Genomic DNA, 24,799 nt, shown 5'->3' with positions numbered 1-24,799 from the left:
GAGCCTACGACAAAGCTATGACAAGACGTCCTTGTTGGAGAATTTTGCGTACGCCAGCGCGCCGCAAACGGCGATGTACCCGGCTTGGAGGAGGGTGTTTTCACCGAACGACGTCCACGAAATGGGCTGCCGCAGCAGATCCGCGAACCCCAGCCAGTGATGGCTGAACAGCCACGGGTGCAGCCATTCAAGCTGGGGCAGGTTGTCGAGCACCTGGGACACCACAGAGAGCACGATGGTGGCAGCCATGGCGCCCACGGGCACGTCCGTGAAGGTGGAGATCAGTAGACCGATTGCGGAGAGTCCCAGGAGGGACACCGTGATGTAGGCAGCGATCAGCAACGATCTTAACGCCGACTCGCCCACGCTGATGGTGTCACCTGATAGCAAAGTCACCGGACCTACAGGAAAAAGTACGACGCCGGCCAAGGCGCCGGACGCTGCCACGGTGGCCGTAGCGGCGAAACAGAAAGCGACGGCCCCTGCATACTTCACCAGCAGCAGGCGAATCCGCCCTGCCGGGGCAAGGAGCAGGTATCGCAAGGTTCCCAGGTTCGCCTCCCCGGCGATGGTATCCCCGGCCACCACGCCGACGGTGAGGGGAAGGAACAAAGGAACGCACACCACCAAGGCCGTGACTGCGACGAACAGGCCATTCTGGGTGATGCGGTCAAGGAACAGTGGCCCGCGGCCAGGAGCTGTGGGCCGGGACGACAACTTGACGGCAACTGCGATCAAAACAGGTACGGCGGCGAGGGCGATCAGCATGGCCCACGTCCGGAGCCGCCTGAACAGCACGGACAATTCAGAGCCCAGGAGCGCCCATCCGATGCCGGGGCGCACGGCAGTCTCTTGGGGAGGACCAGCAGGTTCAGCCGACAACGTCGAACCCCTCCCCGGTGAGGGAAACAAAACGCTCTTCCAGGCTCGCGTTCTCCACTGTGAAGCCACGGACCCGGACACCCTCAGCCACCAAAGCAGCCACGATCGTCTCCGGCTCGCGCCCATTGATCCCGGTGCCCGACACTGCGGTGGTTCCCCACGGACTGCCGGTTCCCGGCGCTTCACCGGGGACCAGACCGAGCCGCGTCAGCACTCGGGACGCCAATTCGACGTCGGGCGTTTGCACCACCACATGTGCCTGCCCGGCCGCCCGCAGCTCCTCCAGGGGCCCCTGTGCCACCAAGCGCCCGGCGCTCATCACGCCCACATGGGTACACATCTGTTCCACCTCGGCAAGCAAGTGGCTGGACACGAACACCGTGGCCCCGCCCGCAGCGAGGGAGCGAACCAGGTTACGGACTTCACGGGTGCCTTGGGGGTCCAGGCCATTGGTTGGTTCATCCAGAACCAGGAGCTCCCGTGGCCTGAGCATTGCGTTCGCCAAGCCGAGGCGCTGCTTCATGCCCAAAGAGTAAGCGCGGACCTTCTTGCCGGCGGCGTGGCCCAGCCCTACCCTTTCAAGCGCGTCGTGCACACGTTGCCGTCTGGTTGACCACGACCCATGACGGTCGGCCGCATCCAAGCGCATCAAGTTTCCCGTCCCCGAAAGGAAAGGGTAGAAGCCGGGACCTTCCACTAAAGCGCCGACGTCCGGCAGCACGGTAGCCAAAGCTTGAGGCATCTCCTTGCCAAGGACACGGATGTCACCACTGCTTGCCGATGCCAGGCCCAGCAGCACCCGGATGGTGGTGGTCTTCCCCGAACCATTCGGTCCCAGGAAGCCGAACACCGAGCCGCGGGGTACCTCAAGGTCAATGCCATCCACAGCCGACCGGTGACCGAACCGCTTTACGAGTCCGTGCGTTTCTATGGCGTGATCAGACGAGCGGACGGGAGTCGCGCGTCCGGTTGCACCAACAGTGGCGGCTGTGGGGGGTTTGTTCACTGGGCGGCAGCGGCTGACTGGAGCCGTTCCAAAGGCACCATGCCCGCATAGACGCGACCGTCGTCGAGAATCAACACGCTCAGCAGCGACGTCGTCAAGGCCCGGCCGCCGCCAACAGGCTGCAGGGCTTGGGAAAGCTGGGGATTGGACGTGAGCTCAGCAGGAGCAGAACCCGCGGGCAGGGAGATCACGGAATCCCAACCTTTGCCGGTGACGGACGCTCCGGGACCGCGCACCTCTGGTTCCGCTACAGCAGGATCGGGTACCGGCGTGGACGGCATGGCCATGGTAGGCACTGGCTTCACAGGCAATACCTTCTCAGTGACAGTGGCACCGGGTGGCGGGGTGAAATTGAACAACTCAGCATCCGGCGTGGAAAGGTCCAACTGGGTATACGCGAGTGAATAGGCTGGTTCGGCCTGTCCGTTGGCCCGCACCTCGACACCCAGAGGCAAACCGGTCTCGGAGTCCACGTCGATGGTCACCGAATCAACCAGGGTTTCGGTACTGCGTGGGTTAAGGACCAGAGAGTAGGCGCTGCGTCCCGCCACTGTTGAAGACTCAGAAGCGGTCACCTCCGTACTGGCATCGACCGCTGCCAGGAAACGGCTGGCCATTGCCTCCGGCGTCGGCATGTCCGGCGCACTCATGTCCGGCGGGAGCATGTCCGGCGGGAGCATGCGTGGCTCGTACTTCTCCGGCACGGTCGGTTTGGCGGGTGCGGTCAGGTGGGTAGCGCTGTTGTCCCTCGAGTTGTAGAACCAGGCATCTCGGCCATTGATGACCACGTCACGTTCGGCCATCTGGTCCAGAACTTGCAGCCGTGCCCGCAAAGGTCCATCCACATAGACCCTGGCCGTGTGGGAGCCAGTCAGGAACTCCAAGGCAGAGACGGCGCCCGGGGCGATGCCCGGACCTGATGTGGGAACTTCCGGCAACCCCAGCTCGGCGGTTTGCTCCACAGTGCCGGAAAACGCGCGCACCTCGGTGCGCGCAATCATAGCCAGGATTTCTTCAGCGGTCTTCGGCGGAAGGGAAACGGTGGCGCCGGCTTGGACCGAGCCAAGCAGCACTGCAATGGCCAAGGCAAAGGGAATCAGCAGAGCCGGCAGCCATCGCTGCCTGGTCCGCGCCAATGCTACCAACCACCGATCGTGAGAGGCATGAATCCAGACTACTCCGGTTGGCTGCGCCGATCACCTGCCCGATTACTCCCGGTTCAGTGGACTTACTCCAGAACCAGCTGCCGGGCCAATTCCACTGCACCATGGACCGGGGGCTGAGCCAGGATCCGGATCAAGGACGGATCTTCCAAGGACATCTTGCGCGCCACGGCCGCGGCGAGCTGGCTCTGATTCACTAACAGGGCGCCGGCCATGACCAGCGGCAGGTCCAATCCGAGCTCACCCATGACTTGTCGGGCAAGCGTAGCCAGCGAGTGCGCGGCCTCTGCCTGGATACGCAACGCCGCAGGATCGCCCTCCGCTGCCAGGTCCAGGACCAGCGGGGCCAAACCGGCCCAATGGTCAGGTTCCGGCTTGGCGTAGAAGGAGTCCATGAGCTGCAAAGCATCCACATTGGCCGTGGCCGCCATGAGTGCTCTGACCAGGGTGCCGGGTTCCAGCCCCGCATAATACTCGCGAAGTGCCTCGCGGACTGCGTCGCGCACCACCGAGTAGCCGCCGCCTTCATCGCCCAGCAGGTACCCGTAACCTCCGCTGCGGGCTTCCCGGCCCTCGCGGTTCCGGCCCCACGCCACCGATCCGGTGCCCGCGACAACCACGGCTCCGGCGTCGAGGCCTGCTGCCGCCAGCACAATGCGGGTGTCATGCACCACGTCGATCCTGGCGCCAGGGAAATGCTCCGTGAGCAAGGCGGAGAGAACTGCACGACTTGCCGGGGTGTCCGCTCCGGCTGCTCCGGCACATACCGCCTCGATACCGCCACCCACACTTGCGGCGATCCGGCGCAGCACGGCATCGGCGCCTTGGTGCCCAACGGAGGACAGATTGGCGCTGGCTTCGGTGATTTCGACGCCGGAGCCACCCTGGGAGTCCACGTCGCCGTGTGCAGTATCGGACCTGACAGCGTGCGTCTTGGAGCCGCCTATGTGGAGGCCAAGAACAGCGGGAGTCACAGGATCTCCGCCGACTTGGTGGTGTTCCACTGCTGTATTTCCTCCAACTGACGTCCCTTCGTTTCGGGTGCGGACTTTCGGATAAGTGACGGTCTTCGGAAGCGGTTCCGGAGCGGGTACAGACCAACTCGATCAACATTGGCATAGACCAATGGTGTTGTCCATAAGTAGGATGCCAATATGTCCAGCGAAGTCGAGCACGCAACGCCCAAATACTACCTCCTGAAAACCGAGGTACTCGGGCTGATAGCCGGACTCCAACCGGGCACGCTGATTCCCACCGAACGTGCCCTTGCCGAAAAGTACACCACCTCCCGGACCACTGTCAGGCAGGCCATCAGCGAGCTTGTGGCGGAAGGGAAGCTGGGGCGCATCCAAGGACACGGCACCTTCGTGGCGCCCCCAAAGGTGACGCACGTCCGGCAGCTGACGTCTTTTTCGGATGACGCCCGGAGCCAGGGCCTGCGGCCGGATTCCACGCTGGTTGCCCTCGACGTCCTTCGATCTGATGCGGAGGTCGCCGCCCATCTGGGGGTTGACCAAGGTGACCCGGTGACCCGGCTGGAGCGCATCCGAATAATTGAGGGGGAACCGTTGGCGCATGAGATCGCCTGGCTTCCCGGGAAGCTGCCGCGATTCAAGTCCAACCTGGCCAAAGCGGGCTCGCTTTATGCCGTTCTGGCAGATGTCTACGGGGTCAAGGTGGCCGACGTTGAGGACACGGTGGAGACATCACTTGCCGGTCCGGCGGACGTCAGGCTGCTGGGAATCGAAATGGGAACACCATTGCTGGTGGTCCACCGCCTGGCTCGTGATGCGGCCGGCGCGCCGGTGGAGTGGACCCGCAGTGCATTTCGCGGCGACAGGTTCCGCTTCGTGTCCCGTGTGAAGTCAGGGGACTAAGTGCGCCATCAGGAAATGGCAGCCCCGGCAGTTTCCCTCAAGGTGTTGCGCACAAACTCCGCACTCGGTTCCGCATAGGCGGCGACGAGCCGGCCAAACAAGGCAGTGCCCTCTGCTCCGGGCCAGTCCGCAGGCAGGAAGGCCGACGGCAGGCCAGGGTCAAGGTAGGGGATGATCCGCCATCGGTCGATGCACTGGACATAGGTAGCAAACGCCTCGGGGGAGGGCTCCATGGCTTGACCGGCATGCCGCGGAAGCTCGCCGTTGCTGTTGCTGTTGCTGTTGCTGTGCTGACGAATGAAGTCCCTATGCAGCTCAGCTACCGCTTTCAGGTCCCACCATTTCGACGCAGCATCCTGAAGGCTGCCACCCACCAGTGGAGTTGCCGCCACAAAGATCGTGGCCATGCTCCGGAGGTCAAGGTCGGCAAGAATTTCTTCCACTTCCACCCGAAGCGAATCAGGGCAAATCCACAGTCCGGCGGCCACCGTACCGCAGCCGATCCAGTGGAGCCTGCGCCGTAGCTGATGCCGCTTCTCGCGCTCCGTCTCGGGGATGGAGAAGGAGATCAGGCACCAGGGATCCGACACTGACATGCTGCGCGGGTTGTAGATCCGGCGATCCCCCCGGGCAAGCATGGTTGCAGCGCCCTCGGTGAGGGTGAACCCGGGGACACCATCGCGGTTCTCCTGCACCACCACGTCCTTCTTGCGGAGCCGTCCCAGCGCCGTCCGGGTCACTGTTCCGGAGGTGCCCAGGGCTTCCATGAGGGTCACCATGTCCTTGGCTGACATCCACCCGCCGGCATCTCGCAGATACAGGCCGATGACGGTGCGCAGAAGCGAGGTCGTACTCCCGGGGCGGGAGTCCATGTCGTCCAGGACGGCACTCATTTCCGGCTCACAGAAGGTCCGAGAGGACGTCGCGGATGGCTGCGATTCCCAGCTCAACCTCGGCGTAGCTTGTACTCAACGGTGACAGGCCGATGCGCAGGCCGTGAGGGGGACGGAAGTCGGGGATGACACCCTTTTCCCACAGCTTGGCGGTGACATCGGCGAAGAGCGGGTGGTCCACCGTGATGTGCGAGCCACGTTCGGCGGGATCGCGGGGACTCACGATTTCCGCACCAAGCGGGACCAGGAGTTCCTCGGAAAGCGCGATCGCGTACTCGGTCAGTTTGATCGACTTCTCACGGACGGCATCCATTCCCACGGTGGCGATCAATTCCACCATGTCCTTGAGGGGCTGCATGGCCAACACCGGAGGCGTTCCCGTGATGAACCTGCGCATGCCCTGCGCGGGCTTGTACGACTCCGTCATCCCGAACGGGTTGTCCGCACCCATCCAACCCCAGATGGGCTGCTGCAAACGGTCTTGCTGTGAAGCATTGACGTAGGCGAAGGCCGGTGAGCCCGGTCCGCCGTTGAGGTACTTGTAGGTGCATCCGACGGCAAGGTCAACGCCCCATTCGTCCAGGTTCAGAGGCACGGAGCCAACGGAGTGGCACAGGTCCCACAGCATCAAGGCGCCGGCTTGGTGCACCTTGGCGGTGATTCCCTTGGCATCGGCCAGGAATCCGGAGCGGTAGGCCACATGGCTGAGGACAACCACGGCGGTCCGCTCGCCCAGCAACCCGTCCAGGTCCTCCGCCCGCACACCACTGGCAGGGTTCGCGGCGATCCATTTGATGCTCGCCCCCCGCTCCTTGGCGATGCCCTCGATGATGAACCGGTCCGTTGGGAAGTTGTCGCGGTCGATGATGATTTCGTTGCGGCCCGGCTGGGCGTCGACTGCCGCGCGGATCATCTTGTACAGCATCACCGAGGTTGAGTCACCCACCGTGGTCTGTCCCGGAGCGGCGCCCAGGGCCACTTCGCCGATGCGGTCACCCACCACGGTGGGCTCGTCCATCCATTGCTCGTCCCAGCCGCGGATGAGGCGGCTGCCCCAGGCGTCGTGAACGAAGGAAGCCAGATTCGCGGAGGTAACCTTCAGCGGGCGTCCGAGTGAGTTGCCGTCCAGATATGAGACGAGCTGATCGGCGTCGGGCGTGTAAAACGCCTCACGCTGGGCGGCGAGGGGATCAGCGGCGTCCAGCTCGGCCGACGTCGGCTTTTGGGTCTGCTGTGCTGTGGTCATGGTTCCTCCTGCGGAAGTGTGTGGCGGCCCTGGCCGGGCGGAGTTGCTAGTTGCCGATTTCGGTTCGGACGGCGTAGAGCTCGGGGAAGAACGTGAGGTCAAGGGCGCGCTTCAAAAAGTCCACGCCTGACGATCCTCCGGTACCTACCTTGAAGCCGATGGTGCGTTGGACCGTCCGAAGGTGGCGGAAGCGCCAAGCTTGGAAGTTGTCCTCAATATCCACCAGGTCTTCGCAGGCTTCGTAGAGGCCCCATGGAGTGTCGTCCGATTCGTAGATCTTCTGGAAGATGGGGACGAGGTCTTTGCGGAACGTCCACGGCTCGCTGGTGTCCCGGTCAAGAATGTCGGACGGAATGTCGTAGCCGGCTCGCGCAAGGACCCTGAGGAAGGCGTCATACAGCGTGGGCTCCTCAAGGAGCTTTCCGAGCAATGCGTGAGCCTCGGGTTCACTTTCGAAGACGCGCAACATTCCACGGTTCTTGTTGCCGAGCAGGAATTCGACGCCGCGGTATTGGTACGACTGGAAGCCGGACGAGCTCCCCAGGAAACCGCGGAACTGGGCGTACTCACGGGGTGTGAGCGTTCCAAGCACCGACCATTGCTCGGTCATGGTGCGTTGGATTGCCTTTACCCGGGCGATGCACTTGAGTGCCTTGCCGAGGTTGTCGGCATCGAAAAGCCGCCGGGCTTCCAGCAACTCGTGCAGGACCAGCTTCAGCCAGAGCTCACTGGTCTGGTGCTGGATGATGAACAGCAACTCATCGTGGTGTTCGGGTTCGCTGAGGGGGTGCTGGGAGCTGAGCAGGTGGTCAAGGTCCAGATATCCGCCGTACGACATTGCATGCCGGAAATCCGTACGGACTGTGTCCTCGATATCCCGGACGCTTTGGGCGGAATGAACTGTGGGCTTTTCCATACTTCGAGATTATCACTTCCATGACGCACGTCAAGAGAATGATTTATCTGGTCTCTCGATGCTCATCCGCTTCCGGCGATCCGCTTCTCCTGCCCCGCTCTCCCGTAGGCTGATTCACAACCGTGGGGAAGGGGGAGTGGCCATGGATGCCAGCCAAGGTGCCGCTGCGCCCGTGTCCGTGTATCTGGATGTCGACGGCGTGGTGAACCCCTTCAGTCCGGTCGGAACCACTGACTGGGGTGGCGGATGGAGCATCGCTGACGCAGGGATCCTTGATGTCGCCTATGCGCCGGAAGTTGTTGCCGAACTCAATGATTTGGCGGACCATCCAGCTGCGCGCTTTGTCTGGCTTACTACGTGGGAACGCCTGGCCCCGGAGTTTTTGTGCCCTGCCATTGGCTTGAATGGCCATGACTGGCCCGTGCTGTCCAGTCAAGGTTGGGATGAGGGCCCGGAGTGGTGGAAGCTGACGGCCCTCCAAAAGGATCTGGCCGCCATCGGCAGCGAGCGGATCATTTGGCTTGACGACCAACTCAGCCAGGAGTCCGATGCCCGGTCCTGGGCCGAATACCAGCAGGACCGTGTGCTTTGCATCTCACCGGATCCCCGCAAGGGCCTGTCCCGTCGCGACCTCGCGTCCGTACGGGCTTACCTGGGCTGAGGCGGAGCATCTGCACGTTTGTCCGCTCACCGGATGCCACGTAGGATTCTTAAGGTTTCAAGCCCGCCAGAGTGAATCCCGCAAGCCACGTCAGTTGAACAATTGCTGAACTATGCTGTGGATGGCAGGTATGGGGAAGTGAAACTGCTGAACGTCGACGACTCTGCAGATTGGGCAACAGGTGGATATCACCTTCATGGTCGCGCTGGTAATAGCGTTGGCCCTATTCTTTGATTTCACCAACGGGTTCCACGACACCGCCAATGCGATGGCTACGCCTATCGCTACAGGGGCGATCAAGCCCAAGACGGCAGTCGCCCTGGCCGCCGTGCTCAACCTCGTAGGCGCGTTCCTCTCCACGGAAGTGGCCAAGACCATTTCCGGCGGACTGATCCGGGAAGGCTCGGACGGAATCCACATCACGCCGGACATTATCTTTGCCGGCCTCATGGGGGCCGTCCTCTGGAACATGATTACCTGGCTCAAGGGCCTGCCGTCGAGTTCCTCGCACGCTCTTTTCGGCGGTCTCATCGGCGCAGCAGTGGTGGGCATCGGCCTGCATTCCATCAACTTCGAGACCGTGCTCCAGAAGGTGATCCTGCCCGCTATCTTCGCGCCGCTCATCGCAGGCCTTGTGGCGTACATCTGTACCCGCCTCGCGTATGCCTTGACTTCGCGGCATGATCCCGAAACCGGTGACAAGCTCACGCAGAAACGTGGCGGCTTCCGCACCGGGCAGATCTTCACCTCAAGCCTGGTGGCCCTCGCGCACGGTACCAATGACGCCCAGAAAACCATGGGCATCATCACCTTGGTCCTCATCGCCGGAGGCACGCAGGCACCGGGAAGCGGTCCGCAGTTCTGGGTCATCGCCGCCTGCGCGTTCGCCATCGCCATCGGAACCTACGCTGGTGGCTGGCGCATCATCCGCACCATGGGCTCGGGCCTCACCGAAGTAAAGCCGGCTCAGGGTTTCTCCGCTGAAACCAGCACCGCCTCGGCCATCCTGGCCTCTTCCCACTTGGGCTTTGCCCTCTCCACTACACAGGTTGCCTCAGGCTCGGTCATCGGCTCAGGCCTCGGCCGCAAGGGCACATCCGTCCGCTGGGGCACCGCTGGAAAGATCGCCCTGGGATGGTTGTTCACCCTCCCGGCCTCGGCCATCGTCGGCGCCCTCACAGCTCTCCTGGTGAGCATCGGCGTCGTAGGCGTCGTCATCGCCGCAGTGGTGGGAACTGCCGCGGTCCTGTTCATGTTCGTCGTTTCCCGCCGGTCGCACGTTGGCCACCACAACGCCGTCGAGGTTGAAGAAGCCGGCCACGCCGTGCGGTTCCGTAAGAAGAAGAAGTCCCGAAAGACCACCCCCAGCGAGGATGTGCAGCGATGAAATGGTTGGAATTGCTGCAGGTGGGCGGAGTAACCCTTGTGGCCGCAGTGACTTTGGTGGTGCTCTACTCATTGGGCGTTCGCCTGACGGCCATCGCCGGTGACGCCCGGCAAAAGTCGCCCGCCCTGGCGCGCTCCCTGGCATTCGTTTGCTTTGGCTTCTGTGCACTGGCCGTTCTTTTCGGCATCTACTTGATCGTGCCCTATTTCGGGAAGTAAGCACCTTTCTAGCCGTCAGGTCCGTTCGGGAGAATAATCAGCAGTGTAGTTATGCACATAGCTGCGTTGTTTTAATCCGGCAGATGTGGGGCTGTGATGACGTGCCGATCCCGGGAGCATCTCATCGGACTGGCGCTGGTTCCGGTCTTGATGCTTGGACTTTCGGCGTGCCTTCCTCCTGGAAACGACGGTCTCCCGCCTGGCTCGACCTCCGCCTCGCCACCGGCGACCACACCGTCGCAGGCCAGCACGGCTCAGGCCGGCACGACACAATCGGGAACTACACAATCGCCCCAGGCAGAGGGCACCCCGTCATCGGACGCCTCCGCAGAAGCCACCCCGTCAGGCGACAACTCTGCCGACGCCACGACCGCAACACCCGAACCCACCGCCGTCGACCCAACTCACGGCTCCAGCACCACTACTCAACAGCAGGAGACCCCGGGCCCCCAGATCCCTTCCCAGAGTCCCACCGTGGTGAGTTGGGTACCAACGGGACCCATCGGTCCGAATGATCCAGCCCCGGGCCAGCGGTATCTCCTGCTCCAGCAATTCCAGTGCGATGCCTTGGCCCAAAGCGTGGCAGGGGCAGCAGACGCGGCCGTCTGGCTGGCGGGTGCCGCCGTCTGCCGTGCCCTTCAGACCGGAAGCCAAGAGGACTGGCAGCGGGCAACCGCCGCCGTCGCCAACACCCCACGGATCCCGCAACGGCAGTGCCTTGAGTTCAGGGTTGCCGCCACGTCAGCATCTGTGGTGGCGCAGTACCGCAGCAATCCCGGCGGCATCTTCACAGCGGAACAGTCGCCGGGAGAAGCCTGCCCCCGGCAATTGCTCGGGCTGACCGTGGTGGACGGGGACTTGCGGCCCGTCACCGGGTCGACCCGCGCCTCAGGTCCCAGGGCCGGTGGCACGATTGTCCGCTTGGACGGTTACTACGTGCGGGTAGGAGAGGTCCTGTTCGACGGTGTCCCCACAGCCCCGGACGTCGTGGCCGGGGGAGGGGACTACCAGGCGTTGTACTTGCGGATGCCCGCGGCCGAAGGCAGGGACGCCATCCGGATCTCCATCACGGACACGGCGGAAGTCGCCGGAACGGTGACCTTCTTCTACGACAATTCCGGCAACACCCCAAGTCCGCCGAATGACGCTGCAACGCCACCGGATTCCAAACGAGCCGGTGAAACACCCGCCGTTAAGAGGAGCAGTAAGTCTGCCGCTGACTAGTCCGGGGTCATGTCCTAGCCTGGGGCCATGTCCTAGTCTGGGGCCATGTCGATTTTCCAGTACTACGTAGCTTCAACCATTGACGGCTTCATCGCTTCGCCGGACGACGACCTTGGCTGGCTCCTGCAGTTCGACCAGGTTGAGGGCGTTAACGAGAGCATCGAGTCCTTCATGGCGGGCGTTGGCTGTATCGCCATGGGCGGCGATACCTATCGCTGGCTCATGGAACACGAACCCGGCAAGTGGCCGTATCCGGACACGCCCTGCTGGGTGTTCACCCATCACGAATACTCCGCTCCGGCCGGTTCGGATATCACCTTTGTCCGGGGTGACGTCCGGGAGTTCGCCCCGGACCTGCTGAAGGATGCCGGCGACAAGAACGTCTGGCTGGTGGGCGGAGGCGACCTCGTGGCCCAATTCGCCAATGCCGGCCTGCTTCACGAGATGATCGTCACGATCATTCCCGTGGTGTTGGGCGCAGGGAAGCGACTACTGCCCCTCAACGGCCCGACGGCGCCACTTGAGTTGGTTTCGTCGAAGATCCTGGGTGGGGCCGCGGCCGAACTGCACTACCGCTTGCCGTGACGCTTCAGGCTCAGTGACGGTTCCAGCTCAGTGACGGTTGTCCCGGATCATGTTGGTGATCCGGGCAGTTGAGAGCCTGCGCCCTTTGTCATCCGTGATGACGATCTCGTGGGTGGCCAAGGTCCCGCCAAGGTGGATGGCCGTGCACGTGCCTGTCACTATGCCGCTCGCAACGGACCGGTGATGGGTTGCGCCCACCTCGATGCCCACCGCATGGCGACCCCTGCCGGCGTGGAGTGACGCGGCGAACGAACCCAAAGTCTCAGCCAGGACAACATGCGCGCCGCCATGGAGGATGCCGGCCACCTGGGTGTTTCCTTCCACCGGCATCGTGGCCACCGTGCGCTCGGCGCTCATTTCCGTGAACCGGATGCCCAGTTTCACCACAAGGGCGCCAACGCCATGCGCTGAAAGCCAATCGTGGAACTCTTCGGGAACACCTGCCTCGTTGAGTTCGTCGACAAACCGGTTCGGCGTGAAATTGTCCATCATGCCAACTAGGCTGGCACCTGTGAGTGAAACAACCAAACCGGACCAGGTTCCAACGGCCCAAGCTGCTGCCATCGCTACAGCACCCACCCCCTCTGCCACAGCATCCACCAGCTCCATGGGGGAGGGTCGGCCCAGGCTGCTGGTCCTGGACGGCCACTCCATGGCTTTCCGGGCTTTCTACGCCCTTCCCGCAGAGAATTTCTCCACGGCCAGGGGTCAGTACACCAACGCAGTGCACGGGTTTACGTCCATGCTGATCAACCTGATCAAGGACCAGAAGCCCACCCACGTTGCCGTCGCTTTCGACGTCTCGGACGACACGACGTTCCGCAAAGCGGAGTACAGCGAATACAAAGGTGGCAGGAACGCCACTCCTGCGGAGTTTGCCGGCCAGATCGGCCTCATTGCCAAGGTCATGGAAGCCTGGGGCATCAGGACCATTGCCATGCCCGGCTATGAAGCCGATGATGTCTTGGCCACGCTGGCAGCCCAAGGTGACGCTGCAGGCTTCGAAGTCCTTCTTGTCTCAGGCGACAGGGACGCGTTCCAGCTGATCAACGACAACGTCTTTGTGCTGTATCCCAAGCAGGGTGTCAGCAACATCCCCAGGATGGACGCTGCGGCCATCGAGGAGAAGTACTTCGTCAAGCCTGGTTTGTACTCGGACCTCGCCGCGCTCGTGGGCGAAACTGCGGACAACCTTCCCGGAGTTCCAGGCGTTGGCCCCAAGACCGCGGCCAAGTGGATTAATCTCTACGGTGGCCTGGAAGGCATCCTGGACAACCTTGACTCCATCGGCGGCAAGGTGGGAGGGGCCCTGAAGGAGAACCTTGAGAACGTCAAGCGCAACCGCAGGCTCAACCGGCTGCTGACCGACCTCGACCTTCCCCTCACCTTGGCTGATTTGCATGAGCCACGTCCGGATCGCCAGGCCATAGAGGATCTTTTCGAGGAACTCGAATTCCGGACGCTCCGTACGCGGTTGTTCGATCTCTACGGTGATGACACTGCCGGAGCGGCCCCCGACACCATCGATGCCCCTGAATTCTCGGTACTCACGGACGCCGCGGGACTTGAGGCTTTCTTCGCAGCCGGATCCGGTGTGCGTTCAGCATTGGCAGTGCAGCTGGTTCCTGGACGCATCGGCGATGACGCAAGTGCCTTGGCTGTTGTCAGGAGCAACGGAGCTGCGTACATCGAATTGACGAGCCTGGACGCTGCAGCTGAGACCGTCCTGGCTCGGTGGCTCAAGGACCCCGAGGAAGCCAAGGTGCTTCACGAGTTCAAGTCGGCCCTCAAGGCTCTCCACAACCGTGGCCTCGGCTTGGAGGGCGTAGTGGATGACACCTCCATCTCCGGCTACCTGATCCAGCCGGACCGCCGTAGCTACGACCTCGCCGAGCTCGCCCAAGTTCACTTAAAGATCTCCCTTGCCACGGCCGCCACACAGTCCGGGCAGCTGGAACTCGACCTCTCGGGTGGAACAGACCAGGCTGCAGCAGCAGCGCTCGTCCAGCATGCCGCCGTCGTACATGCCCTCAGCAAGCACTTCGAAACGGAACTTGCCGACATCAAGGCTGACGCCCTGCTGACGACGCTGGAGCTTCCTGTGGCACGTGTGCTGGCACAGATGGAACTGACCGGCATCTTTGTGTCCACGGACCGTATGGACGAGCAACTCGCGGACCTCACCAAGGTGATCGAGAATGCCCAGGAACAGGCATTCGCGGCGATCGGCCACGAGGTGAACCTCGGATCGCCCAAGCAGCTGCAGACTGTCCTTTTCGAGGAACTCGGCCTGCCCAAGACCAAGAAGATCAAGTCCGGCTACACCACGGACGCCGCCTCCCTGAAGGGGCTGCTGGAGAAGACCGGCCACGAATTCCTGGTCCAGCTCATGGCGCACCGTGAGTCTTCCAAGCTGGCTCAGATGGTGGAGACCCTCAAAAAGTCCGTTGCTGATGATGCACGCATCCACACAACGTATGCCCAAAACATTGCAGCCACCGGCCGCATCTCGTCCAACAACCCCAACCTGCAGAACATCCCGGTCCGCAGCGAGGAAGGACGTCGCGTCCGCGGCATCTTCGTCGTCAGCGAAGGCTACGAGTGCCTGTTGTCGGCCGACTACTCGCAGATCGAAATGCGCATCATGGCTCACCTTTCAGGCGACGAAGCGCTGATCCAGGCATACCGTGACGGCGAGGACCTGCACCGCTTCGTAGGATCGCGGATCTTCAACGTGGCACCGGCCGAAGTTACCAGTGCCATGCGCTCCAAGGTGAAAGCGATGTCCTATGGCCTGGCGTACGGCCTGACGTCCTTCGGCTTGTCCAAGCAGCTGGAAATCTCCGTGGATGAGGCACGCACGCTCATGAAGGACTACTTCGACCGCTTCGGCGGGGTGCGTGACTACCTGCGCGGTGTAGTGGATCAGGCAAGGACGGACGGTTATACAGCCACCATTGAGGGTCGTCGCCGCTACCTGCCGGACCTGACCAGCACGAACCGGCAGGCAAGGGAAGCAGCAGAACGCATCGCCCTGAACTCGCCCATCCAGGGCTCGGCTGCGGACCTCATCAAGCGCGCCATGCTGGGTGTCTCGGCGGAGCTCGCCAGCCAGGGCCTTAAATCGCGCCTGCTGCTGCAGGTCCACGACGAACTTGTCCTGGAAGTGGCCCCGGGCGAACGCGAAGCCGTGGAGAAGTTGGTCATCGACCAGATGGGTTCGGCCGCTGAGTTGTCCGTCCCGCTTGATGTCCAGATTGGCGTCGGTTCCAGCTGGTACGAGGCCGGACACTAGTCCACGGAAGCTTTCAGAGGAACGCCGGAGGGCGCGCCGCCTTGATGGTGGCGCGCCCTCCGGCGTCTGGCTAGGCTCGAAGGCGTGGCCGATCCCAATGAAAAGATGTCCGGAAAATACACCGTCCAACGTTTCCCAGCCGTAGCCGATCCTGAAGACGCCGGATATGGCCGCTGCACCACCTGGGTGCAGGCCGTCTCCCACGGATTCCATCAACAGCGGCGCGATGATGAATACCTGGCCAAAACCCTGGCGGCCTACCAAACGGACAAGCGCGAACTGACAGGCGTCTATGCCAATGGCACCGTGCCTGTGCATTCGCTTGGCTCCGACGTTCCGGTGGCAACGTACGCGACTATGCGCAAGGCCCTGAACATAGGTTTTGGCCGCCAGCTTGAATCCAACCTCGTCACCGCCGTGACAGTCCGCGGCACCCACCGCCGGAATGGGATTCTTCGCGGCATGATCACCGCCGACTTGGAAGCTGCCAAGGATGACGGCCTGGCCATGGCCGCCCTCACTGCGTCAGAGGCGTCCATTTATGGCCGCTTCGGCTTCGGTGTTGCCACTTTTGAGCGAAGCATCAAGGTTGATACCGGGCCAAGATTCCGCCTCAGGGGCCAGCCGCTGGGCACCGTGGAAGTCGCCGATCCCTCTGTTTTGCTGGACATCGCGCCGCAGGTTTTTGAACGCGTCCAGCGAATCTCGCCGGGTTCCATCGACAGGCAAGAGTACTACCGGCTGCTCGCCTCCGGTTCCATCGGCCATGACGGCAAGCCCGACACCTCCGTCCGCTGCGCCCTTCACTATGACCCTTCCGGATCATTGGATGGATACGTTTCGTACCGCTTCAAGGGGTGGGACCATAAGCCTTACACCATGGAAATTGTGGACCTCGTCGCGGCAAGCAACGCGGCTTACCTGGACCTGTGGCGATTCCTGGGCAGCATCGACCTCATTGACGAAGTGTCCTGGGCAGAAGCGCCTGTGGACGACCCCCTCGCATGGGCCTTGGAGGATCCAAGGTGCATTGAGGCGTCTGAGATCCGCGACATGCTGTGGCTTAGGATCCTCGATACTCCTGCTGCCCTGCGCGCCCGCAGCTTCCCGGTTGCCGGCAGGCTGGTGCTGGAGGTGTCGGATTCTTTGGGTCTGGCGGGTGGCACCTGGGTTCTGGAGTCCGACGGCGGTGCTGCCGCCGTCGTGAATGAAGCGTCCGGCGAGGCGCCGGACCTCGTTCTGGACGTCACAGACCTCGCATCCATCTACCTTGGTGCCGTATCGCCGGTAACGTTGGCTGCTGCAGGTCGTATCAGCGAGAAAACAGCGGGAGCTGCTTTCCTGGCCCAGCAGTTGTTTGCCGTCGAACGTTCCGCTCACTGCCTGACGCACTTCTAGCAACCTCGTCTTTCGCAAGCACGTCTTTACAACCACATAGCTACAAACCAGATAGGGACATCCATGGGGGATTCCAAGCGGCGGCCATTGGCCGGCCGGCGATCAGTGCTGCTTGGAATGGCGGGCCTTGCGTCCGCCGCCCTGACGGCGTGTGCGGACAGGGGCGGTACGACGCAGCCTGCCACGTCAAGCACAAGCCCGCCCGCTCCAATGTCTCACCGAACGGGACCGGCCGTACCGCCACCCTCCATAGCCACCAGGTCCAGTGAACAGGCGGCCGCTGCCCTCGCCCCGGCCGTTCGTCCCAAGTCGATACCTGACAAGCAACAAATCGTGGCGGAGTTCGCGGGGAGGCAGCCCAAGGAATGGGGACTGCATGTGACGGGGGTCGTGAACAATTCGCGGTCGCATCACGTGGCGTTGACATTCGACGCTTGCGGTGGGCCCGGGGGCACAGGGTGCGATCACGCACTGCTGAACACTCTTCGCCGGCACAAGGTCCCTGCAACCCTGTTCGTCAACAGCCGATGGCTCCACGCCAACCCCTCGCTTTCGGCTGAACTGGCGCTCGACCCGCTGTTTGAACTCGCCAATCACGGCACCGTCCACCTCCCGCTGTCGGTGAACGGCAGGGCAGCGTATGGCATCCATGGAACCGCCACCGTTGCCGCTGTTTACGACGAACTCATGGGTAACCAGGCGATCCTCCAGGAGATCAGTGGCAAGGTCTCACAGTTTTTCCGTCCGGGTACTGCGTTCTACGACGACGTCGCAGTCGAGGTGACGCGAAGGCTCGGTATGCTGCCAGTCAACTTCACAGTCAACGGCGACGGCGGCGCAACGTTTTCGGCGGCCACCGTTGCCGCCGAAGTGGGGCGGGTGGCGCCCGGAGACATCGTCATTTCACACTTCAACAGACCGGCCGCAGGCACAGCCGGCGGCTATGCGCGTGCCCTGCCACAGCTACTGGATCAGGGAGTGACGTTCACGCGTTTGGGAGACATCCTCTCGCCGTGACACTCCTTTTGACCCTGCTTTGCCAATGCGACTAGAATAAACGGGCGTGTACTACGTGCATGCATCCATTTGTACTAATCCACAAATCAGGTTGACCCGGTATTTTGCCGTGTTCTGCCGTCCGGACCCGGGCGGCAGCGGTTTGCCTGACCGACTAACTATCCACAACGGAGCCCCTACTACATGACCATCACCTCCACCGAGAAGCCCGGTACCCCCGTAGTCGCCATTAACGACATCGGTACCGCTGAGGACTTCCTCGCAGCTGTCGACGCCACCATTAAGTACTTCAACGACGGAGACCTCGTCGAAGGTACCGTCGTCAAGGTCGACCGCGACGAAGTTCTGCTCGACATCGGTTACAAGACCGAAGGTGTCATCCCTTCCCGCGAGCTTTCCATCAAGCACGATGTTGATCCCGGTGACGTCGTCGCCGTTGGCGATCAGGTCGAAGCTTTGGTTCTCACCAAGGAAGACAAAGAAGGCCGTCTGATCCTCTCCAAGAAGCGTGCTCAGTACGAGCGTGCCTGGGGCGACATCGAGAAGGTCAAGGAAGAAGACGGTGTCGTTACCGGTACCGTCATCGAGGTTGTCAAGGGTGGCCTCATCCTGGACATCGGCCTGCGCGGCTTCCTGCCCGCATCGCTCGTGGAGATGCGTCGTGTCCGCGACCTCGCTCCGTACATCGGTCAGCAGATCGAAGCCAAGATCATCGAGCTGGACAAGAACCGCAACAACGTTGTGCTGTCCCGCCGTGCATGGCTCGAGCAGACTCAGTCCGAGGTTCGCTCCACGTTCCTCAACAAGCTGGAAAAGGGCCAGGTTCGTCCGGGCGTCGTTTCCTCCATCGTCAACTTCGGTGCATTCGTGGACCTGGGCGGCGTAGACGGCCTCGTTCACGTTTCCGAGCTGTCCTGGAAGCACATCGACCACCCGTCCGAGGTTGTTGAGGTTGGCCAGGAAGTCACCGTCGAGGTCCTTGAAGTGGATCTGGACCGCGAGCGTGTCTCCCTGTCGCTCAAGGCTACGCAGGAAGATCCGTGGCAGACCTTTGCCCGCACCCACGCCCTCGGCCAGGTTGTTCCGGGTAAGGTCACCAAGCTGGTTCCGTTCGGTGCGTTCGTTCGCGTCGAAGACGGCATCGAAGGCCTCGTGCACATCTCCGAACTGGCTGTCCGCCACGTGGAGCTCGCAGAGCAGGTTGTCTCCGTTGGCGACGAACTGTTCGTCAAGGTCATCGACATCGACCTCGAGCGTCGCCGTATCTCCCTCTCCCTCAAGCAGGCTAACGAGGGCGTTGACGCTGACAGCACCGAGTTCGATCCCGCTCTGTACGGCATGGCCGCTGAGTACGACGAAGAGGGCAACTACAAGTACCCTGAGGGCTTCGACCCCGAGTCGAACGAATGGCTCGAAGGCTACGAGACCCAGCGCGCCGCTTGGGAGCAGCAGTACGCTGACGCCCAGACCCGCTGGGAAGCCCACAAGAAGCAGGTTGCCCAGCACGCTGCTGACGACGCTGCTGCTGCAACGTCCGGTGAGAGCGATTCCGGCACCACCAGCTACTCCTCGGAGCCGGCTGCTGCCGAGGCCAACGCTGGTACCCTGGCGTCTGACGAAGCACTCGCCGCACTGCGTGAGAAGCTGACCGGCAACTAATTCCGCCTCCCTCACGGGATGTGCTGAATAGCCAAAAAAGGACCCCTGCCTCCGGGCAGGGGTCCTTTTGCGTATCCGCGTAGCCGGCCATGTTTAGCGGGGGACGTCAACCCATTCGGTTCCCTGTGGCCTGAGCTCCACGTTGCCGGCTGTCAGCGAAGCCAGCCGTGAGCGGGCCGCCGAAATTGCTGCTGCATCATCCGGGAAAGCCACTCGCAGTACGGTGTGCCGGGGTTCGTATCCGGTCTCCGCCATGACGTACCCGGCGCTGCGAAGTTCGTTCTCCAAACGGCCGGCCTCGGCATGGGGGACGTCGATGGCGCACAGGCGCAGCCTTCGCCGATGAACCAACGGTGCCCGGTCCAGGGCTGCCGACACCGATTCGGAGTACGCACGGACAAGGCCGCCCGCACCCAGGAGGATTCCACCGAAATAGCGCACGACGACGACACTTACGTCGCTGAGGTCCGTCACCCCCGGCACGGTCTCGCGTTTGATCAGGGCCTCCAGCATCGGAATGCCTGCCGTGCCCGAGGGTTCGCCGTCGTCGCTGGACCGTTGAATCATCCGATCAGGACCTATGACGAAGGCCGAGCAATGGTGACGGGCGTCGTGGAATTCACGCCGCAGGTCACTAACCAATGAGCGGGCGGTTTCCTCGTCTGGTGAGCGCCGAAGAACGGTAATGAAACGGGACCGCCGGATCTCCAGTTCGTGGCGGAAATCCGAACCCACAGCGAGTGTCGTGTACGTTGTCGCGCGGCTGTCATCCTCATTTTCCACCGCTTCAGTCTAGTGTTGGAGGGTGCTGAAGATCGGGCTGACGGGCGGCATCGCCTCAGGGAAATCACTGGTGGCATCCAAGCTGCAGGAATTGGGTGCCATCCTTGTGGACGCGGACCTCATTGCGCGGGAAGTAGTGGAGCCTGGAACTCCAGGACTGGCTGGCGTCGTGGACGCATTCGGTCCTGGAATCCTTGACGAAACGGGAAGGCTCGACCGGCCCAAACTGGGTTCCATCGTGTTTCAGGACCCTACTCAACGCCAAGTACTCAACGGCATCATCCATCCGCTGGTCCGCGAGGCTGCTGCAGCGATTGTGTCAGGTGCCGGCCCTGGTGACATCGTGGTCCAGGACATTCCGCTCCTCGTCGAGACCGGGCAGGGTAGTAGCTTCCATTTGGTACTGGTGGTGGATGCTCCTGATGAAGTGCGCATTCAGCGCATGGTGGAGTTCCGCCGGATGTCCAGGGATGACGCCTTGGCCCGTATGGCTTCACAGGCCACGCGTGCGGAGCGCAATGCTGCTGCCGACGTTGTCCTGACCAACTCCGGAAGCCGGGAAGAGTTGCTCACCGCCGTCGAGGCTTTGTGGGAGCGGCGCCTGATCCCCTTCGCGGAGAACCTCAGCCGGGGCGCCAGGGCCTCCCGTAAAGATGGCCCTGTCATGAGCCGGTCGAAGGGGGAGTGGGGGGTCCAGGCTGAGCGGCTCGCGGAGCGGGTTCTCGTTGCCGCTCCCCACGACATCCTTGCAGTGGACCATATCGGCTCCACGTCGGTACCGGGCCTGGCGGCAAAGGACGTGATTGACCTCCAACTCGCTGTGGCCGATCTTGCGACGGCGGACAGGATCGCGCCGCTCCTTGCCGCTGCCGGCTTCCCCGCCGTGCCGGAGGCTAACCAAGACACCCCAAAGCCCTCCCAACCCGATCCCGCAGCGTGGCAGAAGAGACTCCATGCCAACGCAGATCCAGGTCGGCCGGTGAACCTTCATGTCCGGGTGGCCGGCTCGCCCGGATGGCGCTATGCGCTGCTTTTCCGCGACTGGTTGCGGGCAGAGCAGTCTGCCCTGACCCTTTACCAGGCGCACAAGCAGGAATTGGCGGCCGCGCACGCGGCGGATCACGGCACGGGGGACTACGCTGACGCAAAGGAGCCGTGGTTCACCGAGGTTGCCTGGCCGCTCATGAATGCCTGGGCCGAGCGCACAGGCTGGATGCCGCCGTCGTATATGTCTTCAGCTGAAGGCAAACGCGGACAGTAGCTGTCCTAGGGCGGGGGTAGATTGGTTTCATGAGCCTTGCCCAGGAAATCAACCGTGTCGTCGCGCCTTTCGAAGTGATCAGTGAGTTTAAACCCGCGGGTGATCAGCCGACTGCCATCGCAGAACTGACCGAACGAATCAACAACGGTGAAAAGGACGTTGTCCTGCTCGGCGCCACTGGTACGGGCAAGAGCGCCACCACGGCATGGCTCATCGAACAGGTCCAGCGGCCCACCCTGGTGATGGTCCAGAACAAGACCCTTGCAGCCCAGCTGGCCAATGAATTCCGGGAGCTGCTGCCTAATAATGCGGTGGAATACTTCGTCTCCTACTACGACTATTACCAGCCAGAGGCCTACGTAGCGCAGACGGACACCTTCATCGAAAAAGACTCCTCCATCAATGAGGAAGTGGAACGGCTTCGGCACTCTGCCACTAACGCCCTCCTGACCCGCCGCGACGTCATCGTGGTGGCCACGGTGTCCTGCATCTACGGCCTGGGTACGCCTGAAGAGTACATCGCCGGCATGGTGACGCTCCGCAAGGGCGCAGAAATGAACCGCGACCATCTCCTCCGGAAGTTCGTCTCCATGCAGTACGCACGCAACGACATGGACTTCCATCGGGGCACCTTCCGGGTCCGTGGCGATACCGTTGAGATCATCCCCATGTACGAGGAACTCGCCATTCGGATCGAGTTCTTCGGTGATGAAATCGAGAACATCCAGACACTCCATCCCCTCACCGGTGAGGTTCTCCGGGACGAGGAAGAGATGTACGTGTTCCCGGCCTCGCACTATGTGGCGGGTCCTGAGCGCATGGCCCGTGCCATCAAGCGGATCGAGGACGAACTTGCTGACCGCTTAAAGGTCCTCGAAGGCCAGAACAAGCTTGTGGAAGCCCAGAGACTCCGGATGCGCACTACGTACGACCTCGAAATGATGCAGCAGATGGGGTTCTGCAACGGCATTGAGAACTACTCCGTGCACATCGATGGCCGCGAGCCGGGAACGGCACCCCACTGCCTGATCGACTACTTCCCGGATGACTTCCTGCTGGTGGTTGATGAGTCCCATGTCACCATTCCGCAGATCGGTGCCATGTACGAGGGCGATATGTCCCGTAAGCGCAACCTCGTGGACTTCGGCTTCCGCCTGCCGTCGGCGATGGACAACCGGCCCCTCAAATGGGATGAATTCCTGCAACGCATCGGCCAGACCGTGTATCTGTCCGCAACCCCGGGTAAGTACGAGCTCGGTAAAGCCGACGGCTATGTGCAGCAGATCATTCGCCCCACCGGCCTTATCGACCCCGAAGTAGTGGTCAAGCCCACCAAGGGACAGATTGACGACCTGCTCGGTGAAATCAGGACCCGCACGGAAAAGAATGAACGCGTCCTGGTTACCACCTTGACCAAGCGCATGGCAGAAGACCTTACGGACTACCTCGTGGGTCACGGCGTCAAGGTGGAGTATCTTCACTCCGACGTCGATACCCTGCGTCGAGTGGAACTGCTCCGCGAACTTCGAATGGGCGTCTTCGACGTCCTGGTGGGCATCAACCTGCTCCGCGAAGGTTTGGACCTTCCCGAGGTTTCCCTCGTCAGCATTCTGGATGCCGACAAGGAAGGTTTCCTGCGTTCCTCCACCTCCCTCATCCAGACCATCGGCCGTGCCGCCCGTAACGTTTCGGGTCAGGTACATATGTATGCGGACCGGATTACCGACTCCATGGCCCATGCCATTGAGGAGACCAACCGGCGCCGAGCTATCCAGGTGCAGTACAACACGGATCACGGCATAGACCCGCAGCCGTTGCGCAAGAAGATTGCGGACATCACCGATCAGCTGGCCAAGGAAGACGCGGACACCCAGGAACTGCTCAACAACAACAGGCTGGCCAAGGGCGGCAGGCGCAAGGCGGCCGCCAAGGGTGCCGCCACAGTTCGGCAGGATGGCCTTGCCGCAGCTCCCGCTGAAGACCTTGTAGGCCTCATTGAGCAATTGACCGAACAGATGCACGGGGCGGCTGCTGAGCTGCAGTTCGAGGTCGCTGCCCGCATCCGCGATGAAGTCAAGGAATTGAAGCGCGAATTACGCCAGATGCAGTCCGCCGGGCACGCCTAAGGTAAGGTTGAGGTCACGTAGGGGAGTATCCCAAGCGCTACGTCCGTCAGCACGCAAGGCACAGATGCCTCGCCGGATCTAGCGGGCCGCCAAAATTTGCATTCACCGCACCCTGGCAGGCCGGAGAGACTTACACCGCTTTCCCGTACCCTGCGAAAGGCACCTTTAATGCAGCTTCCCGTCTGGTTTGAGATCGGCTCCTTTGTCGCTCTCGGAATCATCCTGCTGATCGACCTCCTGTTGGTCGTCAAGCGTCCCCATGAACCTTCCATGAAGGAAGCCGGCCTGTGGGTCGGCTTCTACGTCGCGCTTGCCCTGCTCTTTGCAGTTGCAATGTTCGTCTTTGCAGGCCCCGAATATGGCGGCCAATTCGTCGCAGGCTGGGTCACTGAGTACAGCCTGAGCATCGACAACCTCTTTGTGTTCATCATCATCATGGCCCGCTTCTCGGTGCCCCGTAAGTACCAGCAGGAAGTGCTGATGGTGGGCATCATCATCGCGCTGATCCTTCGCGGTATCTTCATCGCCTTGGGCGCTGTGGTCATCGAGCAGTTCAGCTGGGTCTTCTACATCTTCGGCGCGTTCCTTCTCTGGACGGCCTGGAAGCAGGCCAAGGACTCCGGCGAAGATGAAGAAGAAGGCGCAGAAAACCCTCTGATCGCCCGCCTGCGCAAGGTCTTGCCGATGTCCGAGAAGTTCGACGGCAACAAGATCCGCACCGTGGTGGACGGCAAGAAGGTCTTCACGCCCATGCTGATCGTCTTCATCACCATCGGCCTCACGGACCTCCTGTTTGCCGTGGACTCCATCCCCGCGATCTTCGGCCTGACCCAAAGCGCCTTCATCGTTTTCACTGCGAACATCTTCGCCTTGATGGGCTTGCGTCAGCTGTACTTCCTCCTCGGTGGACTCATGACACGCCTGGTGTACCTGAAGCACGCCCTGTCCGTCATCCTGGCCTTCATTGGTGTCAAGCTTGTCCTGCACGCAATGCACGTGAACGAACTTCCGTTCATCAACGGCGGACACCACATCGAGTGGGCTCCCGAGATCCCCACCTATGTGTCGTTGGCTGTCATCGTCGGTACCATCATCGTTGCTGTCGTAGCCAGCTTGATGAGCCCGCAGGCACGGCAAGCCAAGCTGGATGCCCGACTCGAGGCAGATGCCAAGAAGAGCATGAGCGAGGCCGAGTAACTGAC

22 protein-coding genes are annotated in these 24,799 nt (G+C 62.1%); 13 read left to right on the top strand and 9 right to left on the bottom strand.

Annotation, left to right across the window (positions count from 1 at the left end):
- Window positions 1–15: 15 nt before the first annotated feature.
- From ACZ881_RS10855 to ACZ881_RS10840, 4 genes are all read right to left on the bottom strand, one after another.
- On the bottom strand, window positions 16–843 hold the full coding sequence (locus ACZ881_RS10855) for an ABC transporter permease (protein ID WP_476115101.1): 828 nt from the start codon (window positions 841–843) through the stop codon (window positions 16–18).
- Between the two features lie 28 nt (window positions 844–871).
- Window positions 872–1,888: an ABC transporter ATP-binding protein gene (locus tag ACZ881_RS10850; protein WP_476115099.1), complete on the bottom strand. Its 1,017-nt coding sequence runs from the start codon at window positions 1,886–1,888 to the stop codon at window positions 872–874.
- Window positions 1,885–3,024 carry a LolA family protein gene (locus tag ACZ881_RS10845; protein WP_476115977.1) on the bottom strand — a complete coding sequence of 380 codons (1,140 nt, stop codon included), beginning with the start codon at window positions 3,022–3,024 and terminating at the stop codon, window positions 1,885–1,887. Before ACZ881_RS10845 ends, ACZ881_RS10850 begins: the two co-directional genes overlap by 4 nt.
- Window positions 3,025–3,116: 92 nt before the next feature.
- Window positions 3,117–4,055, bottom strand: a complete 939-nt coding sequence (locus tag ACZ881_RS10840; RefSeq protein WP_243836760.1) for an N-acetylglucosamine kinase — start codon at window positions 4,053–4,055, stop codon at window positions 3,117–3,119.
- Between the two features lie 150 nt (window positions 4,056–4,205).
- On the opposite strand from ACZ881_RS10840, the gene ACZ881_RS10835 reads away from it, so the two are divergent.
- Window positions 4,206–4,928 carry a GntR family transcriptional regulator gene (locus ACZ881_RS10835; RefSeq protein WP_476115096.1) on the top strand — a complete coding sequence of 241 codons (723 nt, stop codon included), beginning with the start codon at window positions 4,206–4,208 and terminating at the stop codon, window positions 4,926–4,928.
- Window positions 4,929–4,936: 8 nt separating this feature from the next.
- Here ACZ881_RS10835 and ACZ881_RS10830 read toward each other — a convergent pair whose 3' ends face one another.
- Genes ACZ881_RS10830 through kynA form a run of 3 tightly spaced genes read right to left on the bottom strand, consistent with a single transcriptional unit; the run spans window position 4,937 to window position 7,983 of the window.
- Window positions 4,937–5,821 carry a PaaX family transcriptional regulator gene (locus ACZ881_RS10830; RefSeq protein WP_476115093.1) on the bottom strand — a complete coding sequence of 295 codons (885 nt, stop codon included), beginning with the start codon at window positions 5,819–5,821 and terminating at the stop codon, window positions 4,937–4,939.
- A 7-nt stretch (window positions 5,822–5,828) separates the two neighbouring features.
- Window positions 5,829–7,067: a kynureninase gene (gene kynU / locus ACZ881_RS10825; RefSeq protein WP_476115091.1), complete on the bottom strand. Its 1,239-nt coding sequence runs from the start codon at window positions 7,065–7,067 to the stop codon at window positions 5,829–5,831.
- 46 nt (window positions 7,068–7,113) lie between these two features.
- Complete coding sequence (kynA, locus tag ACZ881_RS10820; RefSeq protein WP_178993013.1) at window positions 7,114–7,983, bottom strand: tryptophan 2,3-dioxygenase; 870 nt, start codon at window positions 7,981–7,983, stop codon at window positions 7,114–7,116.
- A gap of 142 nt (window positions 7,984–8,125) precedes the next feature.
- Here kynA and ACZ881_RS10815 point away from each other — a divergent pair, with 142 nt between their 5' ends.
- The 5 genes from ACZ881_RS10815 to ACZ881_RS10795 all read left to right on the top strand — a co-directional run bounded on the left by ACZ881_RS10815 (window position 8,126) and on the right by ACZ881_RS10795 (window position 12,058).
- Window positions 8,126–8,644 (top strand): HAD domain-containing protein, encoded by a 519-nt coding sequence (locus ACZ881_RS10815; RefSeq protein WP_476115088.1) that lies wholly within the window; start codon window positions 8,126–8,128, stop codon window positions 8,642–8,644.
- 181 nt (window positions 8,645–8,825) lie between these two features.
- Complete coding sequence (locus tag ACZ881_RS10810; RefSeq protein ID WP_091467307.1) at window positions 8,826–10,031, top strand: inorganic phosphate transporter; 1,206 nt, start codon at window positions 8,826–8,828, stop codon at window positions 10,029–10,031.
- Window positions 10,028–10,249 (top strand): hypothetical protein, encoded by a 222-nt coding sequence (locus ACZ881_RS10805; protein ID WP_476115085.1) that lies wholly within the window; start codon window positions 10,028–10,030, stop codon window positions 10,247–10,249. Before ACZ881_RS10810 ends, ACZ881_RS10805 begins: the two co-directional genes overlap by 4 nt.
- Before the next feature lie 96 nt (window positions 10,250–10,345).
- The gene (locus tag ACZ881_RS10800) at window positions 10,346–11,473 is read left to right on the top strand and encodes a hypothetical protein (RefSeq protein ID WP_476115082.1); all 1,128 of its coding nucleotides are present in this window, start codon (window positions 10,346–10,348) and stop codon (window positions 11,471–11,473) included.
- A 45-nt stretch (window positions 11,474–11,518) separates the two neighbouring features.
- Window positions 11,519–12,058: a dihydrofolate reductase family protein gene (locus ACZ881_RS10795; RefSeq protein ID WP_091467313.1), complete on the top strand. Its 540-nt coding sequence runs from the start codon at window positions 11,519–11,521 to the stop codon at window positions 12,056–12,058.
- A 27-nt stretch (window positions 12,059–12,085) separates the two neighbouring features.
- On the opposite strand, the gene ACZ881_RS10790 is transcribed toward ACZ881_RS10795, so the two are convergent.
- Window positions 12,086–12,550: a hotdog fold thioesterase gene (locus tag ACZ881_RS10790; protein ID WP_243836761.1), complete on the bottom strand. Its 465-nt coding sequence runs from the start codon at window positions 12,548–12,550 to the stop codon at window positions 12,086–12,088.
- Between the two features lie 160 nt (window positions 12,551–12,710).
- Here ACZ881_RS10790 and polA point away from each other — a divergent pair, with 160 nt between their 5' ends.
- The 4 genes from polA to rpsA all read left to right on the top strand — a co-directional run bounded on the left by polA (window position 12,711) and on the right by rpsA (window position 19,427).
- Window positions 12,711–15,353 (top strand): DNA polymerase I, encoded by a 2,643-nt coding sequence (gene polA, locus ACZ881_RS10785; RefSeq protein WP_476115975.1) that lies wholly within the window; start codon window positions 12,711–12,713, stop codon window positions 15,351–15,353.
- Window positions 15,354–15,437: 84 nt separating this feature from the next.
- On the top strand, window positions 15,438–16,751 hold the full coding sequence (locus ACZ881_RS10780; RefSeq protein WP_476115078.1) for a GNAT family N-acetyltransferase: 1,314 nt from the start codon (window positions 15,438–15,440) through the stop codon (window positions 16,749–16,751).
- A 210-nt stretch (window positions 16,752–16,961) separates the two neighbouring features.
- A complete protein-coding gene (locus tag ACZ881_RS10775) occupies window positions 16,962–17,768 on the top strand; it encodes a polysaccharide deacetylase family protein (protein ID WP_476115074.1) in 807 nt (268 codons plus the stop codon).
- Window positions 17,769–17,951: 183 nt separating this feature from the next.
- Window positions 17,952–19,427 carry a 30S ribosomal protein S1 gene (rpsA, locus tag ACZ881_RS10770; protein WP_476115070.1) on the top strand — a complete coding sequence of 492 codons (1,476 nt, stop codon included), beginning with the start codon at window positions 17,952–17,954 and terminating at the stop codon, window positions 19,425–19,427.
- Between the two features lie 93 nt (window positions 19,428–19,520).
- On the opposite strand, the gene ACZ881_RS10765 is transcribed toward rpsA, so the two are convergent.
- Window positions 19,521–20,210, bottom strand: coding sequence for an IMPACT family protein (locus ACZ881_RS10765; RefSeq protein WP_476115067.1), 690 nt, complete (start codon window positions 20,208–20,210; stop codon window positions 19,521–19,523).
- Between the two features lie 22 nt (window positions 20,211–20,232).
- Here ACZ881_RS10765 and coaE point away from each other — a divergent pair, with 22 nt between their 5' ends.
- The 3 genes from coaE to ACZ881_RS10750 all read left to right on the top strand — a co-directional run bounded on the left by coaE (window position 20,233) and on the right by ACZ881_RS10750 (window position 24,794).
- Window positions 20,233–21,471, top strand: a complete 1,239-nt coding sequence (coaE, locus tag ACZ881_RS10760) for a dephospho-CoA kinase (protein WP_476115064.1) — start codon at window positions 20,233–20,235, stop codon at window positions 21,469–21,471.
- Window positions 21,472–21,500: 29 nt separating this feature from the next.
- Complete coding sequence (gene uvrB / locus ACZ881_RS10755; RefSeq protein ID WP_476115061.1) at window positions 21,501–23,597, top strand: excinuclease ABC subunit UvrB; 2,097 nt, start codon at window positions 21,501–21,503, stop codon at window positions 23,595–23,597.
- 168 nt (window positions 23,598–23,765) lie between these two features.
- Entirely contained in the window at window positions 23,766–24,794 is a 1,029-nt protein-coding gene (locus tag ACZ881_RS10750; RefSeq protein WP_091467322.1) for a TerC family protein, read from the top strand.
- Window positions 24,795–24,799 lie beyond the last annotated feature (5 nt).

Source organism: Paenarthrobacter sp. TE3676 (genome assembly GCF_056279165.1).
This window is presented reverse-complemented; position numbering and strand designations above follow the sequence as displayed.

Coding starts and splice junctions, on each gene's coding strand:
- ACZ881_RS10835 (WP_476115096.1), top strand. CDS start 4,206: ATGTCCAGCGAAGTCGAGCACGCAACGCCCAAATACTACCTCCTGAAA.
- ACZ881_RS10830 (WP_476115093.1), bottom strand. CDS start 5,821: ATGAGTGCCGTCCTGGACGACATGGACTCCCGCCCCGGGAGTACGACC.
- kynU (WP_476115091.1), bottom strand. CDS start 7,067: ATGACCACAGCACAGCAGACCCAAAAGCCGACGTCGGCCGAGCTGGAC.
- kynA (WP_178993013.1), bottom strand. CDS start 7,983: ATGGAAAAGCCCACAGTTCATTCCGCCCAAAGCGTCCGGGATATCGAG.
- ACZ881_RS10815 (WP_476115088.1), top strand. CDS start 8,126: ATGGATGCCAGCCAAGGTGCCGCTGCGCCCGTGTCCGTGTATCTGGAT.
- ACZ881_RS10805 (WP_476115085.1), top strand. CDS start 10,028: ATGAAATGGTTGGAATTGCTGCAGGTGGGCGGAGTAACCCTTGTGGCC.
- ACZ881_RS10800 (WP_476115082.1), top strand. CDS start 10,346: ATGACGTGCCGATCCCGGGAGCATCTCATCGGACTGGCGCTGGTTCCG.
- ACZ881_RS10795 (WP_091467313.1), top strand. CDS start 11,519: ATGTCGATTTTCCAGTACTACGTAGCTTCAACCATTGACGGCTTCATC.
- ACZ881_RS10790 (WP_243836761.1), bottom strand. CDS start 12,550: ATGATGGACAATTTCACGCCGAACCGGTTTGTCGACGAACTCAACGAG.
- polA (WP_476115975.1), top strand. CDS start 12,711: ATGGCTTTCCGGGCTTTCTACGCCCTTCCCGCAGAGAATTTCTCCACG.
- ACZ881_RS10775 (WP_476115074.1), top strand. CDS start 16,962: ATGTCTCACCGAACGGGACCGGCCGTACCGCCACCCTCCATAGCCACC.
- rpsA (WP_476115070.1), top strand. CDS start 17,952: ATGACCATCACCTCCACCGAGAAGCCCGGTACCCCCGTAGTCGCCATT.
- uvrB (WP_476115061.1), top strand. CDS start 21,501: ATGAGCCTTGCCCAGGAAATCAACCGTGTCGTCGCGCCTTTCGAAGTG.
- ACZ881_RS10750 (WP_091467322.1), top strand. CDS start 23,766: ATGCAGCTTCCCGTCTGGTTTGAGATCGGCTCCTTTGTCGCTCTCGGA.